The sequence below is a fragment of the uncultured Lutibacter sp. genome (assembly GCF_947495725.1).
Lineage (GTDB): Bacteria > Bacteroidota > Bacteroidia > Flavobacteriales > Flavobacteriaceae > Lutibacter.
This window is the reverse complement of sequence record NZ_CANLZZ010000001.1, coordinates 572,716-589,918: the sequence shown is the minus strand read 5'-3', so window position 1 is coordinate 589,918 and position 17,203 is coordinate 572,716. Positions and strand designations below refer to the sequence as shown.

Genomic DNA, 17,203 nt, shown 5'->3' with positions numbered 1-17,203 from the left:
ATACTAATATTGAAAAACACAAAATTGGTTTTAGCAATTTCTTTTTTTAACAACTTCTACAGAAATTCTGAAGATATAAGTTTTTTATCTAGTATAATATCAATTAACTTATTAAATTTACTTTTTAAAATCTAAAAAATGGATAATATTTATTTATTAATGATTGTTGCACTTGCAATTTTAGCTATTGCTGATTTGGTTGTTGGTGTAAGTAATGATGCTGTGAACTTTTTAAATTCAGCAATTGGATCAAAAGCGGTTTCATTTCGAACTATTATGATTGTTGCAAGTATTGGTATTGCTTGTGGAGCAGTATTCTCTAGTGGAATGATGGAAGTTGCCAGAAAAGGGATCTTTAACCCAGGAATGTTCATGTTTAGTGATATCATGATTATTTTTATGGCGGTAATGATTACAGATATTCTACTGCTCGATTTTTTCAATACTCTAGGAATGCCTACCTCTACAACGGTTTCAATTGTATTTGAATTATTAGGAGCTGCTGTTGCTGTTGCTTTGATTAAAATTGGAGCTGATGGGGGTGATTTTTCGACGTTAACAAACTATATAAATACATCAAAAGCAACGCAAATTATATTTGGAATACTGCTTTCGGTGGTAGTTGCATTCTCGGTAGGTGCATTTGTTCAATATGTTTCTCGTTTGTTATTATCGTTTAACTTTGAGAAAAAAGCTAAGTGGGTAGGTGCCTTGTTTGGCGGAGTTGCGTTAACAGCAATGGTTTATTTTATTCTTATGAAAGGAATTAAAGGAGCAGATATCGCAAAACAAAGTTTTGACTTATTTGGAGGTGCTACAATTAAAGATTTTTTAGAAAACAATGTTTTGTCAATTGTTGCAGTTAGTTTTGTAATCTGGTCAGCTTTGTCTTATATTTTAATAAAATTCTTTAAAATTAATATTTTTAAAATTATCATTATCGTTGGTACATTTGCATTAGCATTGGCTTTTGCAGGGAACGATTTAGTAAACTTTATTGGAGTTCCTATTGCTGCATGGCAATCTTATGAAGCTTGGACTGGCTCTGGGATACCAGCATCAGAATTTGCAATGGATGTTTTAGGTCAAAAAGTTGCCACTCCTACATTTTTACTTTTTGGATCAGGGTTAGTAATGGTTTTAACTATTTGGTTTTCAAGAAAAGCTAGATATGTTGCAGAAACCGAAATTAATTTATCTAGAGAAGGAGATGGCAAGGAGCGTTTTCAACCAACTTTTTTATCTAGAGTATTAGTTAGAGGATCAATATTAACTTCAAAATATTTTTCTGCGCTTATTCCTAACAAAATTGAAGAAAAAATTGACAAGCAATTTGAAAAACCAGTAATTGAATTAGTGCACGGTAAAACTCATGAATTACCAGCCTTTGATTTAGTGCGTGCTGCGGTAAACCTTATGGTTGCCGGAGTTTTAATTTCAATTGCGACATCTTATAAATTACCACTATCTACAACATACGTAACTTTTATGGTTGCAATGGGTACTTCTTTAGCTGATAGAGCTTGGGGTAGTGAAAGTGCAGTTTATAGAGTTGCAGGTGTTTTAAATGTAATTGGTGGTTGGTTTTTTACTGCTATAAGTGCTTTTATAGCCTCGGGAGTTGCAGCCTATTTAATTTATTTAGGCGGGCCTACAATGATTGCTATTTTATTATTATTGGCGGTAGTTTTATTAGTTAGAAACTCCTTAAATCATCTTAAAAAGTCTAAGGAGATTAAAGCTGAAGATAGTTTAAACAGAACAGAAAGTAAATCTGTAAAAGGTGTTATTGAAGAAAGTGCTGATAATATTTCTAAAGTTTTAAAAAGAGTTAGTAAAATTAATGAAAATACCATTAACGGGTTAATAAAACAAGATTTACCAACGCTTAAAAAGGCAAAAAATACAGTTGTAAAATTAGAGCATGAAATTGAAGATTTACAAAATAATATTTTCTATTTTATTAAAAACTTAGATGAATCGTCTTTAAGTGCTAGTAAGTTCTATATAGATGTTATTGGAGATTTACAAGATATTGCTCAATCTGTATCATTTATTTCAAAAGTAAGTCATAAGCATATTAATAATAATCACAAAGGATTAAAAGTTAATCAGGCAAAAGAATTAAAAGAAATTGACGAAAAACTGAAACATTTGTTTGGAAAGATTAGAACAATTTTTGATTCGCGTTCTTTTGATCAAATATCTTCTATTATAGAAGAGAAACAAGGTTTGTTAAACGATGTTTCTGCATATGCTCAAAAGCAAGTTGAACGTACTAGAACTACAGAATCTAGTCCTAAAAACACTACATTATACTTTAGTATTTTGTTAGAAACAGAAGATCTAATAAAAGCTATAATGGATTTATTAGAACTATATTCTAACAAGAAGTAAGTAAAAATAAAACAGTAAATTACTAAAAATCCCTATCAAATAATTTTGATAGGGATTTTTTAGTTTCTTTTATTGAATGTTTTTTAATAAAAAAGAGTCTCATTTAAAAATGAGACTCCATCTATTGGGTTGACTATTTATTCAGCTTATAACTTTACTTAAATAGTTCTTAAAGAACAAAATATTAATTACAGCAAATATCTATAAATTTAGAGGTGATATTTTTTATAATTAATATTTTTATTCACAAGATATTAACATTGATATAATTAAGAACCGCACATTTCGCAATCATCTGGATTATTTTGTGATGCAATTAACATTGCTTTTAACTCTTCAGGTGTTAATGGTGTATCTTCCACTTTCTTTTCCTTAGAAACTGTAAATTGAATTGCATTTACAGCACTTTTTGTACGTAGATAATACATTCCTGTTTTTAAACCACTTTTCCACGCATAAAAATGCATAGATGTTAATTTTGAATAATTAGCATCTTGCATAAATAAGTTTAGCGACTGAGACTGATCTATAAAATAACCTCTTTGACGAGACATATCAATAATATCTTTCATACTCATTTCCCAAACTGTTTTATATAAATCTTTCAATTCTTGTGGAATTACATCAATATGCTGAACAGAACCATTAGCACGCATAATACTTTCTTTCATTTCTGTATTCCATAAACCTAGTTCAACAAGATCTTCAAGTAAATGTTTGTTTACAACAATATATTCACCGCTTAAAACTCTTCGTGTATAAATATTTGAAGTATAAGGCTCAAATGCTTCATTATTTCCTAATATTTGTGATGTGGAAGCTGTTGGCATTGGAGCTACTAATAATGAATTTCTTACCCCATTTTTTATTACCTTCTTACGTAAAGATTTCCAATCCCAACGCCCACTTAAATCATCTTCTGAAACGCCCCACATATTAAATTGGAATTCTCCCTTAGACATTGGAGAACCTTTAAAAGTGGAGTATGCTCCTTTAGCAGTTGCAATCTCCATTGATGAGGTTACTGCTGCAAAATATATTGTTTCAAAAATTTCTTCATTTAATTTTTTTGCTTCATCACTTGTAAAAGGCATACGTAACATAATAAAGGCATCGGCCAATCCTTGTATACCAAGTCCAATTGGGCGGTGACGGAAATTTGAATTTTCAGCTTCTTTTACAGGATAGTAATTTCGATCAATTACTGTATCTAAATTTCGTGTAATTTTTTTAGTTACTTTAAATAGTTTTTTATGATTAAAGAATTTATTTCCATCTTTATCTTGTTCAATAAACATAGGTATAGCAATAGAGGCCAAGTTACAAACTGCAACTTCATCTTTTGCTGTGTATTCCATAATTTCGGTACATAAATTTGAAGAACGAATGGTTCCTAAATTTTTTTGGTTCGATTTTCTGTTTGCAGAATCTTTATATAACATATAAGGATTCCCAGTTTCAATTTGAGCTTCTAATATTTTTTCCCAAAGATCACGAGCTTTAATTGTTTTTCTACCTTTTCCAATTTGTTCGTAGCTTGTATATAGTTTTTCAAATTCGTCGCCATAAGTGTCAAATAAATGTGGGCATTCATTTGGACACATTAATGTCCATTCTCCATCTTCCTCAACTCGTTTCATAAATAAATCTGGAATCCACATAGCGTAAAATAAATCACGTGCTCGCATTTCTTCTGCACCTGTATTTTTACGTAAATCTAAAAATTCAAATACATCAGCGTGCCAAGGTTCCATGTAAATTGCGAAAGAACCTTTACGTTTTCCTCCTCCTTGATCTACATACCGTGCAGTATCGTTATAGACTTTTAGCATTGGAATAATTCCGTTCGAAGTTCCATTTGTGCCACGAATGTATGAACCTGTTGCGCGGACATTATGTATAGATAAACCAATTCCACCAGCTGATTGTGATATTTTTGCTGTTTGTTTTAAGGTATCATAAATTCCATCAATACTATCGTCTTGTATTTGTAATAAGAAACAAGATGACATTTGTGGTTTTGGAGTTCCCGAGTTAAATAATGTTGGTGTGGCGTGTGTAAATATTTTTTTAGACATTAATTCATAAGTCTCAATGGCTTCATCAATATCATTTAAATGAATTCCAACTGCAACACGCATTAACATATGTTGAGGTCGCTCTGCAATTTCACCATTCAGTTTTAATAAATACGAACGTTCCAATGTTTTAAAACCAAAATAATCGTAATTAAAGTCTCTATTGTATATTATGGTAGAGTCTAATTTTGCAGAGTTTTCCATAATAACTTTGTAAACTTCATCAGATAGTAATGGAGCTTTATTCCCTGTTCGTGGATTTACATAGTTGTATAAATCCGTCATTACATCAGAAAAAGATTTTTTGGTGTTTTTATGAAGGTTTGATACGGCAATTCTTGCAGCAAGTTTTGCATAATCTGGATGTTGTACTGTCATGGTAGCTGCTGTTTCTGCGGCTAAATTATCGAGTTCGGAAGTAGTAACACCATCATAAAGGCCTTCAATAACTCTCATTGCAACTTTTACAGGATCTACAAGTTTATTTAAGCCATAACACATTTTTCTTACTCTAGCAGTAATTTTATCGAACATTACCGGTTCTTTTCTTCCGTCTCTTTTTAGTACAAACATTGGTTAATAAAAGGATTTAATAGTTAATATTTATTGTATACAGTTATTCTATTGATTTTTGAAAACTCAAATTTCAATTTGGATTTATTTCAATTTGAAAAAAGATTTTAGCTAAAATATTTAGTTTAAAAATCTGCGTCGAAACTTATGTTTCCTGTTCCTCCAGATTTTACACCTGCTTTTTGATATTCAGAAACACGTTTTTCGAAAAAGTTGGTTTTTCCTTCTAATGATATCATTTCCATAAAATCGAAAGGGTTTGAAACGTTGTAAACTTTATCGCAACCAAATTCAGTTAAAAGTCTATCGGTTACAAACTCTAAATATTGAGTCATTAATTTAGCATTCATTCCTATTAAACTAACAGGTAATGATTCGGTAATAAATTTTCGTTCAATGTTTAGTGCATCAACAATAATCTCTGAAATACGTTCTTTAGGAACTTTATTAACAATATGATTGTTGTGAAGGTGCACTGCAAAATCACAATGTAATCCTTCATCACGAGAAATTAATTCGTTAGAAAAAGTTAATCCAGGAAGTAAACCTCTTTTTTTCAACCAAAAAATTGAACAAAAACTTCCAGAAAAGAAGATTCCTTCAACAGCTGCAAATGCAATTAATCTTTCAGCAAAACTTGGGCTTTCAATCCATTTTAAGGCCCAATCGGCCTTTAATTTTATAGCAGGAAAAACTTCAATAGCTTTAAATAGTTCATTTTTTTCAACTTCATTTTTTACATATGTATCAATTAATAACGAATATACTTCAGAATGTATATTTTCCATCATTATTTGAAATCCGTAAAAGAATTTGGCTTCAGAATATTGAACTTCACTAACAAAATTTTCAGCTAAATTTTCATTTACAATTCCGTCCGATGCAGCAAAAAATGCCAAAATATGTTTAATGAAATAACGTTCGTCGTCATTCAATTTTTTTTCCCAATCAATTACATCTTGGTGTAAATCAATTTCTTCGGCAGTCCAAATGCTAGCTTCTTGCTTTTTGTACCATTCCCAAATATCTTGGTGTTGAATAGGGAAAATAACAAAACGATCTTTGTTTTCTTGCAAGATTGGTTCAATAGCAGGCATTTGTTGATTTTTTTAGTTTGGTAAAATGTTAGTTAGTTTCTTTCAATAAGATAAAAACAAATATTGGAAAAAAAAGGACACAAAAAAAGGACACTTATTCACATTTATTAATAAGTTTTTAACATTTTACAAGTTTTTTAATAAACGATTAATTAGTATTAAATATTGATTATCAGTTAAATATAAGTGTTAATTATTGGTCGCTAGTTGATTTTATTAGAGTTTCTTAAAAATGCCGTTATTGCAAAAAGAGTACAACAAATTGTACTCTTTTTCTAAGTTAAATTTTTAATAGTCTTTAATATTTATTGTTAACTAAGGTAGTTTTATTTAAAAAATAATGCTGGATTACTATAAATAGTTAATTATGCTATAAATTATATGTTGTTTTTTTAAAATATTTTTTTATTCCCTAAATTCAACAGTTTCAATCATATATTTAAATACACTCTCGAGTTTTTTAATATCTCCGTCAAAAGCAGTTATTGGGCTACTTTTTGCTTGATCTATATAAAACAGTGCCGTAGTATTATGATGCGGAATTATATAACCTAATCTATAATACACACAAGAATAATCGTTTCGACTAAAATTAGAGGAAACAAGAAATCTTTTGCACGTTTTACCTGCAATTAGAACATCACTGTAGTGTTCAACAACATTTTCTTTTTTAAGCATTGGTCTTAAAATACTGGATTTTTTAATGCTTTCAAGTGCAATATTTGTGTCCGTTTTATCTCCGTTTACGGTAGTCATACTAGATAAATTACTAAATTGATATACATGTTGTCCATGATATTTACTAGTTGGTACTTGCTCTCCAGCATCATTAAAAGCACTAGATTCTTGCTTGCTAAATCCTTCACCTTTATACGGCTTTTGAAGTGATACAAAACCTTTAAAATTAGTAATTTCAGTAAATGTGATACCTGCAGGTGGTACTGGTGCAGATTTGCTTACTGTTGTTGTTTTACTTGTTGAACATGAGCCTAAAAAGACTGCAATTATGAAAAAATAGAATGCTCGTTTAATAAGTTTCAATTTTATTTATTTTACTTCAGTTTCAATTTTTATTTTACTTAAGGCATTTTCTGTATTTTCTTCTCCATTTTTAAGTAAAAAGTATTCAATAGTGTGTGGTTGGTTTTGCAAAGACATTCCCGTTCTTCCATTTGTATAAGGTGATTTTATTCTTGTGCCAGCATATATTCCATCTTTTCGACCATCAAGCTGTGTTAAAATCCAACAACCTGTTGCGTTTACCATATTTTCATCAAAACTAATTTCAACATTTAAGCCTTCATCTTTATTTAGTGTTACTTTATTAGAAGTTGGTTGTACCAATTTAAATTTGTAGTCAATTTTAAAATTTGGATTTTTCATTTTTATGCGAAGTATATTTTCTTCGGAAATAGTAGTATATTCTATAGAGGAAACCTTATTATTTTTATCTACTAATAGAATGTATCCTTTTAAGTTGTCAAAAGATTTTTCTCGAACAAAAAACCACATATTGTCTTTTTTGTAAAAGGTTTTTAGCTCTATATCAAACTTACTAACAGGTGAAAGATCATCTAATACATATTGAAAAAGCCTAGCATCATCTTCAGTTTTTAATGTGTATTTTTCTTGCAGACTTTTTATGAATAATGGTCTTTCTAAAAGTTCATTTATAGAAGTTTTTATGTATTCGTTATTACTTGAAACTAATACAAAAGGAGTATTGTTTGTAAAGCTGTTACCTTTTTCACCTTCAGTTACTTTTAAGTTACATTTGTTAATTGAAATGTTTGATATTTTATGTATTGAATAAAAATTAAGTGGTGAAATTTCAAACTCATAATTTGTAGTATTAAATAAATAATTACGTATAAAGTCACTATCTTCTTTTGAAATAACAGCTTCAGAATCTGTATAATCATTGGTTTCACCAGCTTGTAAAAGTGTTTTAGGTAATGCCTTTTTTAATTTATTTTGGTAAATTATGTTAGTTATTTCACCTTTTTTATCTGTAGTGACAACATAGGCCTCTATATCATCAAAAAATTTGTTTCTAATAAAATACCAAGTGTTATCTTCTATAAAAAAACCTAGTCCATTTTTATAATCCAATAATTTTAAGAAGGATTGAAAAGCAACACCTTCGTCTTCATCAGTTAGTTTAAACTTTTTTGATTTTATGCTTTCGATAAACTCACTTGAAGCTAATAATTCGCTTAAATTTTTAAAAGAAGTAAGTTTAGAACCTGTTTTTATAAAATACTGTATTTGTAGTATGTTATGCCCATCGTGATGACTTGTGCTAAAAAGTAGTTCACCTTGATAGATATCTGAAGCGGTTACGTTTTGCGAAGCACTATTAATTAGTAAAGTATTTTTGTTTAATATAGTGCTTTTTAAATAGTTTTTAATTTTTGTTTGTTCCGCATTGTTTTGACTAAAAACAGCAACACTTATAAATGTTAAAAGAGATACTAGTAAAGTTTTCATTTTGTTGTGTTATTTAATTTCTTTCAATACATACACTTTTGTATTTCCATAAGGTACTGGAGCATCTTTTACGTTAATTACTTTGGCAAATACGCCTGGTTTTTCATTTACCATCCAATATTTTACTTTGGCATTAAATCTACCAAGGCCTTCAACAATAGTACATTCAAAAACACCAGCTGGCGTTTCAATTTCCTCTGTTCCAACTACTTGATAAATGTCTAAATTGTCTTTTGGGAAAAACATAAAATCCTCTTCATATTCTTTTAGGTTATCTATTAAAATAGGATCTTCCATCATATCTATATAATCGTTTTGATAATATGAGTATTCTCTAACATCAATAGTTTGTTCGGCTTCTTTATAATTTATTTTTTCGCTCTCCACCCAAGCAAAAGGTTCTTGTTCATCAGGGAAACTTGTAATATTGTACACCATTTCGGTATAATTTTTTAAATAGTTTACAATGGTTTCAATTGTCCAAGGTAATTTTGCTTCAGCTTCTTCATAATTAAAATTCCCTTCTTCATCGTACATATCGTCACTTTCAAAAGAAAGTATTGGTTTTTCCATTGTAATTACAACTTTAGCTGGAGGATCAAATTTTATAAAGCTAAAGGTTGAAATACCTTTTTTATAGACTAATTCTTTATCATTCAATTTTATAATAGTTGCTGCGCCGTTAAAATCTTGATCTAAATCGCTTGATAATACAATTAATTTTTTCTTTTTATTGTATGCCCAAGTACCAGCATTTATAGTTCTTGATTTTCTATTTTTTCCAGCTTTAAGTACGCCGTTATCTTCAAAAATAAAGACTACTTCTAAACCTGTTTCGGTTTCGCCAACTCCTGAAACTGTTGTTAATTGCCAGTTTCCTATAATAGTAGCTTCTTGCGCTTTTGAATAAAAACTACAAAGGATGATAATAAATGTTATTAGTATTTTTTTCATAATATTTTAATTTTTTCTATTGTATTGATTAATTTTTAGTGATTTTGATCTGCTTGATTTTAATAAAAAAACACTGATGTTGTTTTGAGGAAATAGTGTTGGGTTGTTAGTTGCGCTCCACTGAAAATCTAACTCTTCAGTTGCTACATTTTTATAATGTGGTTTATCGATATTTACAACGGTATTATTTTTAATTTTAAATGAATCTCCCCAGTCAATAATATTGTTATTGTGGTATAAACTATATTTTATAGTAAGCTGCTTATTTTCGTCAATCTCCAAAACTTGCATTTTTCCAATAGTTAATTTTGACGTTACAAACAGAACTATATCATTTTTTTGAAGTGGAATTCCTTCAATATTATCTGCTTGCTCTAAAACTTCTTGTCTACCATCTAATAATTCTACAATTTTGTTTTCGTCTAAACTATTGTATAATTTCTCTCTTTTTAACCAAGTTGGATTAAACAAATCTTTATTTATTACCAAAGAAGTATCAATTTCCACAGCAATTTTAGCTCTTTCAATAGTATTTCTAGGCCCATTAGAACCACTTGTTGAAAAACTTTCATCTTTTAACACCAACCCTTTCCAAGCATAGATATCTTGATAGTTACTTATGTTGTAATAATCAGCTTGTTTTCCAAGTATTTCTATGGTTCCAGATTTTTCGACACCCATATACAAAGTCTCAATCCAAGAATTTTTTATTTGATAGTATTGAAAATGTTCTCTGCATTTTATTCTTAAATAGTATGGATCATCACTTACTTTATTTTCTTTAAAATTGAAATAATAACGATGTTCATCAACCCATAAACGTTCAGCAATTTTCACTTTTTCAGGAAGCAATTTTCCTCCAAATTTTGAAACTTGATAGATTTCTTCAAAGGCAATATCTCCAAATTCATCCCAATAATAAATTATTTGTTCAGCTACATAAGGAACTTGTTTGCTATAACTTTTTTCAACACCATTTTTATTAGAATATCCCGAATGTGTTGAATACTTTAAATTTTCATAGGATATTTTTCCAGATTCAACTTTATAAGGTTTAAAATCTTGGGCATTTACTGAAATGACAAAACTTAAAATTAGAAATAGAAATATCTTTTTCATAGCAATTTTATTAGTAATTAATTCCCTTTTCTCATTTTCACCATTTTTTGAATCATATCATACGTTTGACGTAATTCTTCTTCGCTCATATTTTGCATTTCTTCATCTGATTCATCTGCTAATGCCATTTTTTTCCATTGTTCAAAAGAGAGTTTACTGAGCATTTCCATATTTGCATCTATGTCTTCCATTCCTTCCATATCGTCCATATTAAAATTCATATCTTCATTATTAAAGAAACTTTCTTCCTTTTTTATTGGAAAATCAGGAAGTTTAAAATACTTATCTGGTACAGGTATGTTAAATTCAATTTTTGTTGCTTTTTTTGAAGTTGTAATACCCATTACAGTAGTTTCAATTTTAAGTGTAATATGTTTATGTACCCATTGTTTTACACCCATAGCTTCCCAAATTTCACAGTGATAATCCATAAAAGTTTCTTCTCCAATTTTTTTACCTCCAAGGTCTTTTATCATTTCTTTTCCTGCGTCTCCAGCATCAGAATTGGGATGAAATGCGGTTATCATATCAATAGGCATAGAGCGTCTGGCTGTAATTTCTTTTCTGTCAAAATCTACTGTATACCACTCTCCATTATCTAATTTGTTAATAGAGTGTTTGTTTGTTGTTTCTTCTTTTGTTTTTCCAAATATTTTAATATGGGTTGTTTCAGATGATTTTTCGTCTTTTAATTCTATTGCTCCCCAATCTTTAAAGTATATTGTTTCTGTTCCTTTACCTGTCATTGTGCTTCCTAATACTTTACCTGTAATAGTAGAAGTAAAATGAATAATTCCAGATTCTATTTGATAGCGTTTTAGTTTGTTTTGTTCGGTTTTAATAGTTAAACTATCTGCTGGTTTACTATCGTTTCCTTTACAGCTTATTGTTACAATAAGTATGACGAGTATGATGCTTAATTTTTTCATATTTAATTATTTGTATTAAGTAGTGTTATTTTAAAACTTTTAAAATTGTAGTTTCATACGGGTAAAGTGTTTCGCCACCATTTCTAAAATCTGCTTTGTCGCGTTCTACACCTTCATTTCCGGTGTCTAAATCACAAGTAAAAGTTCCTCGAATTTCCAAATTATTAGATTCACTGTGAACGGATCCATTGTAGTTGTATGTAACATATTTAATGGTAAGCTTATTATTATTGTTTTTATCAATATCTAAAATCTGCATTTTACCCATATTGCCATCTGAAGTTGCATAAATAATAACAGTTCCTGGCCCATTTACAATACCGGTATTATTTAACATTGGAATATTAAAACTATCGGGAAGCGATTCTAACTTTGCTCCAATTGTTTTTTTATCTAGCTGATCAAATGTTGAATTAGCACTGTTTTTACTGGTGTTATTTAAGTTTGAATTTCCAGAAAATTTCACAAATTCTACACGTCTGTTGTTGGCTTTTCCTTCAGGAGTGTTATTAGTGTCTATTGGTTTACTTTCACCAAAACCATCAGATTTAAGTCTGTTTGAAGCAATTCCCATTTCAATTAATTCATTCATAACAGTTTTTCCTCTTTCTTTTGAAAGTGTCATGTTTGTAACATCGCTACCATCACTATCTGTATGCCCTTCAACACTAAAATTAAGTTCAGGATTTTTATTCATCAAATCAAATATTTCATTAATTGGTCCCATACTTTCAGGTTTTAGAGTAGCCTTGTTTACATCGAATTTTATTCCGTTTACAATAATTTTTCCTTCAGAAAGTACTCGATCGTAGTATTTTACACCGCCTTTGGCAATACGTACATTTTTTACATAAAATGCTTTGTTGTCTTTTGCACTAGCAAAATATGGATACATTGTAAATCCAGTTGGATTATAGGAATAGTGAGGAATGTTAACCAATCTAGTATCATCTAAATACACTTTTAGTTTTCCTTTGGTGTAAGCAATAGAAACGTGTGTCCAACAGCCATTTTTACAATAGTTATAATCTCTTCCAGAATGCTCAACAGCAGATCCTTCTGGTGTATCAATTCTTAATGGTGTAACATCAAATTCTTGAGCATTATCGTACACTTGATTATTTCTTTGGTTTTTTTGATCGGTTAAATAAAATGATAAGCGATTTCCGCCTGCAGGTTTGTAAAAATCAAATTCAATAGTAAAAATTTCTGGCAAATAATCGGTTGACGAGTTTTTTAAATATGGAACTATTTCTCCTCCATCTAAAAACATTAGCACCGTCTCACCATCTGCATTTGCAATTTCTACCTGTCCTTTTACTAAATCCCAGCGGCTTGGAAATTCTCCATTCTCTTCACTAGTACTTGGAATATCTTCAAAAATAACTTCATCGCCAGGTACAAAATCGAACTTACTCCAAACAACGTTTGGTTTATTTACAGCATTTCCATTTGTTTGTGAAGCATTTGAAGTATTAGAATTATTTCCTTGAGTATTTTGGTTGGTTATAGAATTATCTTTTTCTGAATTTTTGTCTGTATTCTTTTTACCATCTAATACATCTTCAGCCTTATCAAATTGTTTGTCAATTTTTTTATTCATTCTACGTTCAGCGCGTTTTTCGGCTTCACGTTCAATTTTCTTTTCGGCTTTTTCTTTTAATTTTTTTAAAAATTGACCTTCTACTTGGTTTGGAAAAACAAATAGCATTCCTATTACAAGTAGCGTTTTTAATAAAATGTTTCTTTTAAATTTAGAATGATGTGTTTTCATATTTTTTTCTTTTAAATTTTTAGCAATAACCTTGTTGATTAATTTTTATGCTAAATTAGGTTCAAAAGAAAAATATTACTTCATTAAAAAGTGTGATTTACCTAACCCTTTAGGGTGAATAATAGGTGTTAAGATGTTAATTTTATTGAAAGAATGAATTTTTTTGACTTTATTCTATAAAAATAACAGCATCAAAAAATAGTTTGGAATTTAGTTTTTGAATTATATAATATTTATTTTTTTTATTGCCTGAATTCTATTTTTTACATCGAGTTTGGCGTAAATATTTTTAATATGAGTTTTAATTGTGTTTTTTGAAACAAACATTTTTTTAGCAATTTCGTCGTTACTAAGCCCGGCAGTAATATATTTAAGTACTTCAATTTCTCTTTTAGAAAGTCCATACTCCTCTATATTTTCAGAAGGTAAAGATTTGTTTTTGGCTTCTTTTTTAAGTTGTTTAATTTGATGTAAGTAATTTTGAAGTTCACTGTTTTTATTTTCAATTTCTAAATCAGAATTTCTTCTGTACAAATACAATAAATAGCCTAAAATTGATACTATTAAAAATCCAATTAAAGAAATTATAATTAATTTGTTGAAATGAGCTTTTGCATTTTGTTCACTTTTTTCTTTTTCAATTGCTAATTTTTGAATTTGCTCGTCCTTTTTTGCCGTTTCATATTCAATTTGAGTGCTTATTATACTTTTTTGGGAAGATTCATTTACAATACTATCATGAAATGCGGTTGCAATTTTATGTGAGTTTAAAGCTTCTTTATAGTTTTTTGTAATGGTATAATAATTAACCAAGGCGTTATAACCAAGAGTAATATTTTCTTTAGAGTTAATTGTTTTGGCATTGTTTAATCCTACCAAAATGTTTTCCTGTGCACTTTTGGTTTTTCCAGTGAAAAGTTGATTTTTTCCAATATTAATTAAGGTGTTGCTTAAATACCTTAAATTATTTGAATTGGTAAAAATTGGTATTGCTTGTTTATAATAATTGGTAGATTTTTCATATTCTTCTTTTTTCTGAAAAAGCAAACCCAATAAATTATATTGTATTGCCTCACTTTCTTTGCGTTTAAATTTTTTTGTTAAATCCAGGGCTTTATTTAAATAAACCTGAGCCGAGTCGTATGATTTTTTGTATAAAAATATTTCACCAATATTTGATAAACAATATTCTTGACCTCTCGAATTATTTCTTTCGAGTTCTAGTTTATAATCTCTTCTAAAATAGTGCAATGCTTTATCATATTCTTTAGTATCAATAAATACATTACCAATGCCATTTAATGCAATGGCAACACTTTTAGAATTGTTAAACTTTTCCGATAAATCCAAGGCTTTAAAATAAACATCAAAAGCCTCTTTTTCTAAATTTAGTTTTCTATATGTAACACCGAGACTATTTAGACACTTTATTTTTAATAAGGTATCGGTTGATTGTGATAGGAGATTAATAGCTCTTTTATGATATGCAACAGATGCAGTATAATTATTATTATATCGTGCTGTAAGCCCTTTTCTGTTGTAACCATCAGCTAATCCGTTTATATAATAAATTTTTTCAGAAATGTTAATGGCTTCGTCTATAATACTTTCATTAGGGTTTTTGTTATAGATAGTTTTTTTATAGAGTGAAATTAAATTGTTAACCTTTTCAATACTGTTTGGTTGTACTTTTAATAGGGTAAAAATGCTATCAATCTGTTTTTCTGAAGAATTTTGACTGTATGAAACTATGTTGAACACTAAAATAATTAGTGCGACTACTAATTTTTTAAAATAGATCATAAATTAAATCTCTTTTATTGCTTTTTATAGTAAAAATACAAAAGAGAAATTGGTTATGTGCTAATTAAATATTATTAATTTTTTGATAGGATTAAGAATTACAATCTAAAATCTACAATGGATTTGCGGTAATCTTTAATTTTGCTGTTACTTCAATAGTAAAATCCATAGAATTATTTGGACATTCACTTTCACCATCAATTTCAACAGTAATTTTACCTTTTTCTTTAAGTAATTCAGCAATTGTACTCAATTCATTTACATTTGATATTTTGTATTCGGTATTGCTATCAAAGGCGTTTTTAATATTATCAACAATTGGCTCAAAAGAGAAATCTTCTACAGATACTGTGCCCGAAATAGTACCTTCAGGATCACCAGAGAAATTTTTAATTTTATAGGATAATTTTGTAATTGTTACGTTTTTAATTTTATTAATGTAATCTTTAGTGTCATCATTATTTAAATCAACAGTATAATTTTCAATAATTGATTCCTTACCTTGGTTTACATGTAAATCAATACTTCTTGTAATTTCAGTTGAAATATCGACATCTAAAATATCTTCATCACAAGAGTTTGATGTTAACGTTAATAACATTAATAAAAGCATTAAATAAGGGGTAATTTTTTTCATAGTAGTAATGTTTTTCTTGATTTTGGGGTTAAAGTAGTAAAATAAATGATGGACAAATGTATAAAAAAATAATTATTAGTGCTTTTTTACAAGTTTAAGTTTATGTCATGTTTTTTGCTACTTCTTCAAGTTCAGAATACCAGTCTTTGCCAAATTTTCTAATTAAAGCTTCTTTAACAAATTTATAAACAGGAACTTGTAATTCTTTTCCTAAAGAACAGGCATCATCACAAATAGGCCATTTATGGTAATTTACAGCCGAAAACTCACTATATTCCATTATTCGTACAGGATATAAATGACAAGAAATAGGTTTTTTCCATTTAATTTTACCCTGATTATATGCTTCTTCTATACCGCATTTTGCAATATTGTTTTTATCGAAAATTACATAAGCGCAGTCTTTCTCATCAATTAAAGGAGTTTCATAATCTCCTTCAGTTGTTATAAAAAGTCCTTGATCTTCAATTGCTTTTATTCCTTCTTCCCTTAAAAAAGGTTTTACTAATGGATAAATATCCAATAATATTTGAAGTTCATTTTCTTCTAATGGAGCGCCCGCCTCCCCATCTATGCAGCATTTACCTTTACAAGCAGATAAATTACAGACAAAATCTTTCTCTATAATATCCTCCGAAACTATTGTTTTACCTAATTGAAACATAGCGCAAAAATAAACTAATTTTTATATTAATTTTGTTTTTTATATAAATTGAATTAATACTTTTGATTAGCTTTAAACAATATAAATATTATGTTAATTAATATTAAAGAAATAGTTACTGCAACTATGGTGCTTTTTGCAGTTATAGATATTATTGGAAATATTCCAATTATTATTGATTTAAGAGTGAAAGTTGGGCATATTCATTCAGAAAGAGCAGCAATAATTGCTGGTTTAATTATGATTGCCTTTTTATATTTAGGTAAAAGTATTCTTAATTTAATTGGGATTGATGTTAATTCGTTTGCAGTTGCAGGTTCGTTAATTTTGTTTTTCCTTGCTCTTGAAATGATACTTGGAATATCGCTGTATAAAGAAGAAGATTCAAATCCAGTTACGGCTTCTGTATTTCCATTGGCATTTCCATTAATTGCAGGCCCAGGAAGTTTAACAACAATACTTTCGTTAAGAGCAGAATATGAAACTATAAATATTGTAATTGCAGTTATAGTAAATATGATTTTTATGTATATAGTATTAAGAACTTCTTCAAAAATTGAAAAATTAATTGGGAAAAATGGGATTAATATTTTAAGAAAAATATTTGGAGTGGTACTATTAGCTATTGCTGTAAAGCTTTTTACCTCAAATATTCAGGGGCTTTTTAAAATGTAACATTTATAACTAA

The 17,203-nt window shown here is 28.8% G+C and carries 13 protein-coding genes; 2 read left to right on the top strand and 11 right to left on the bottom strand.

The window, feature by feature from the left end:
• Nucleotides 1-138 precede the first annotated feature (138 nt).
• Nucleotides 139-2,397, top strand: a complete 2,259-nt coding sequence (locus Q0776_RS02415; protein ID WP_298364531.1) for an inorganic phosphate transporter — start codon at nt 139-141, stop codon at nt 2,395-2,397.
• Nucleotides 2,398-2,666: 269 nt separating this feature from the next.
• On the opposite strand, the gene Q0776_RS02410 is transcribed toward Q0776_RS02415, so the two are convergent.
• The 11 genes from Q0776_RS02410 to Q0776_RS02360 form a co-directional block, all read right to left on the bottom strand.
• On the bottom strand, nt 2,667-5,048 hold the full coding sequence (locus tag Q0776_RS02410) for a ribonucleoside-diphosphate reductase subunit alpha (RefSeq protein WP_298364529.1): 2,382 nt from the start codon (nt 5,046-5,048) through the stop codon (nt 2,667-2,669).
• 125 nt (nt 5,049-5,173) lie between these two features.
• Nucleotides 5,174-6,145, bottom strand: coding sequence for a ribonucleotide-diphosphate reductase subunit beta (locus Q0776_RS02405; protein ID WP_298364528.1), 972 nt, complete (start codon nt 6,143-6,145; stop codon nt 5,174-5,176).
• A gap of 405 nt (nt 6,146-6,550) precedes the next feature.
• On the bottom strand, nt 6,551-7,186 hold the full coding sequence (locus Q0776_RS02400) for a hypothetical protein (RefSeq protein WP_298364527.1): 636 nt from the start codon (nt 7,184-7,186) through the stop codon (nt 6,551-6,553).
• 6 nt (nt 7,187-7,192) lie between these two features.
• Nucleotides 7,193-8,635 (bottom strand): hypothetical protein, encoded by a 1,443-nt coding sequence (locus Q0776_RS02395; RefSeq protein WP_298364526.1) that lies wholly within the window; start codon nt 8,633-8,635, stop codon nt 7,193-7,195.
• A 9-nt stretch (nt 8,636-8,644) separates the two neighbouring features.
• Nucleotides 8,645-9,589, bottom strand: coding sequence for a lipocalin family protein (locus Q0776_RS02390; protein WP_298364519.1), 945 nt, complete (start codon nt 9,587-9,589; stop codon nt 8,645-8,647).
• A gap of 6 nt (nt 9,590-9,595) precedes the next feature.
• Nucleotides 9,596-10,708: a hypothetical protein gene (locus tag Q0776_RS02385; RefSeq protein WP_298364517.1), complete on the bottom strand. Its 1,113-nt coding sequence runs from the start codon at nt 10,706-10,708 to the stop codon at nt 9,596-9,598.
• Between the two features lie 17 nt (nt 10,709-10,725).
• Nucleotides 10,726-11,637 (bottom strand): hypothetical protein, encoded by a 912-nt coding sequence (locus Q0776_RS02380; RefSeq protein WP_298364514.1) that lies wholly within the window; start codon nt 11,635-11,637, stop codon nt 10,726-10,728.
• Between the two features lie 25 nt (nt 11,638-11,662).
• The gene (locus Q0776_RS02375; protein ID WP_298364511.1) at nt 11,663-13,411 is read right to left on the bottom strand and encodes an OmpA family protein; all 1,749 of its coding nucleotides are present in this window, start codon (nt 13,409-13,411) and stop codon (nt 11,663-11,665) included.
• A gap of 222 nt (nt 13,412-13,633) precedes the next feature.
• The gene (locus Q0776_RS02370) at nt 13,634-15,214 is read right to left on the bottom strand and encodes a LuxR C-terminal-related transcriptional regulator (RefSeq protein ID WP_298364508.1); all 1,581 of its coding nucleotides are present in this window, start codon (nt 15,212-15,214) and stop codon (nt 13,634-13,636) included.
• A gap of 112 nt (nt 15,215-15,326) precedes the next feature.
• Nucleotides 15,327-15,851: a hypothetical protein gene (locus Q0776_RS02365; protein WP_298364505.1), complete on the bottom strand. Its 525-nt coding sequence runs from the start codon at nt 15,849-15,851 to the stop codon at nt 15,327-15,329.
• A 100-nt stretch (nt 15,852-15,951) separates the two neighbouring features.
• Nucleotides 15,952-16,515 carry a DUF3109 family protein gene (locus Q0776_RS02360; protein WP_298364502.1) on the bottom strand — a complete coding sequence of 188 codons (564 nt, stop codon included), beginning with the start codon at nt 16,513-16,515 and terminating at the stop codon, nt 15,952-15,954.
• Nucleotides 16,516-16,605: 90 nt separating this feature from the next.
• Here Q0776_RS02360 and Q0776_RS02355 point away from each other — a divergent pair, with 90 nt between their 5' ends.
• The gene (locus Q0776_RS02355) at nt 16,606-17,190 is read left to right on the top strand and encodes a MarC family protein (protein WP_298364497.1); all 585 of its coding nucleotides are present in this window, start codon (nt 16,606-16,608) and stop codon (nt 17,188-17,190) included.
• The last annotated feature ends 13 nt before the right edge of the window (nt 17,191-17,203 follow it).

Coding starts and splice junctions, on each gene's coding strand:
- Q0776_RS02415 (WP_298364531.1), top strand. CDS start 139: ATGGATAATATTTATTTATTAATGATTGTTGCACTTGCAATTTTAGCT.
- Q0776_RS02410 (WP_298364529.1), bottom strand. CDS start 5,048: ATGTTTGTACTAAAAAGAGACGGAAGAAAAGAACCGGTAATGTTCGAT.
- Q0776_RS02405 (WP_298364528.1), bottom strand. CDS start 6,145: ATGCCTGCTATTGAACCAATCTTGCAAGAAAACAAAGATCGTTTTGTT.
- Q0776_RS02395 (WP_298364526.1), bottom strand. CDS start 8,635: ATGAAAACTTTACTAGTATCTCTTTTAACATTTATAAGTGTTGCTGTT.
- Q0776_RS02390 (WP_298364519.1), bottom strand. CDS start 9,589: ATGAAAAAAATACTAATAACATTTATTATCATCCTTTGTAGTTTTTAT.
- Q0776_RS02385 (WP_298364517.1), bottom strand. CDS start 10,708: ATGAAAAAGATATTTCTATTTCTAATTTTAAGTTTTGTCATTTCAGTA.
- Q0776_RS02380 (WP_298364514.1), bottom strand. CDS start 11,637: ATGAAAAAATTAAGCATCATACTCGTCATACTTATTGTAACAATAAGC.
- Q0776_RS02375 (WP_298364511.1), bottom strand. CDS start 13,411: ATGAAAACACATCATTCTAAATTTAAAAGAAACATTTTATTAAAAACG.
- Q0776_RS02370 (WP_298364508.1), bottom strand. CDS start 15,214: ATGATCTATTTTAAAAAATTAGTAGTCGCACTAATTATTTTAGTGTTC.
- Q0776_RS02365 (WP_298364505.1), bottom strand. CDS start 15,851: ATGAAAAAAATTACCCCTTATTTAATGCTTTTATTAATGTTATTAACG.
- Q0776_RS02360 (WP_298364502.1), bottom strand. CDS start 16,515: ATGTTTCAATTAGGTAAAACAATAGTTTCGGAGGATATTATAGAGAAA.
- Q0776_RS02355 (WP_298364497.1), top strand. CDS start 16,606: ATGTTAATTAATATTAAAGAAATAGTTACTGCAACTATGGTGCTTTTT.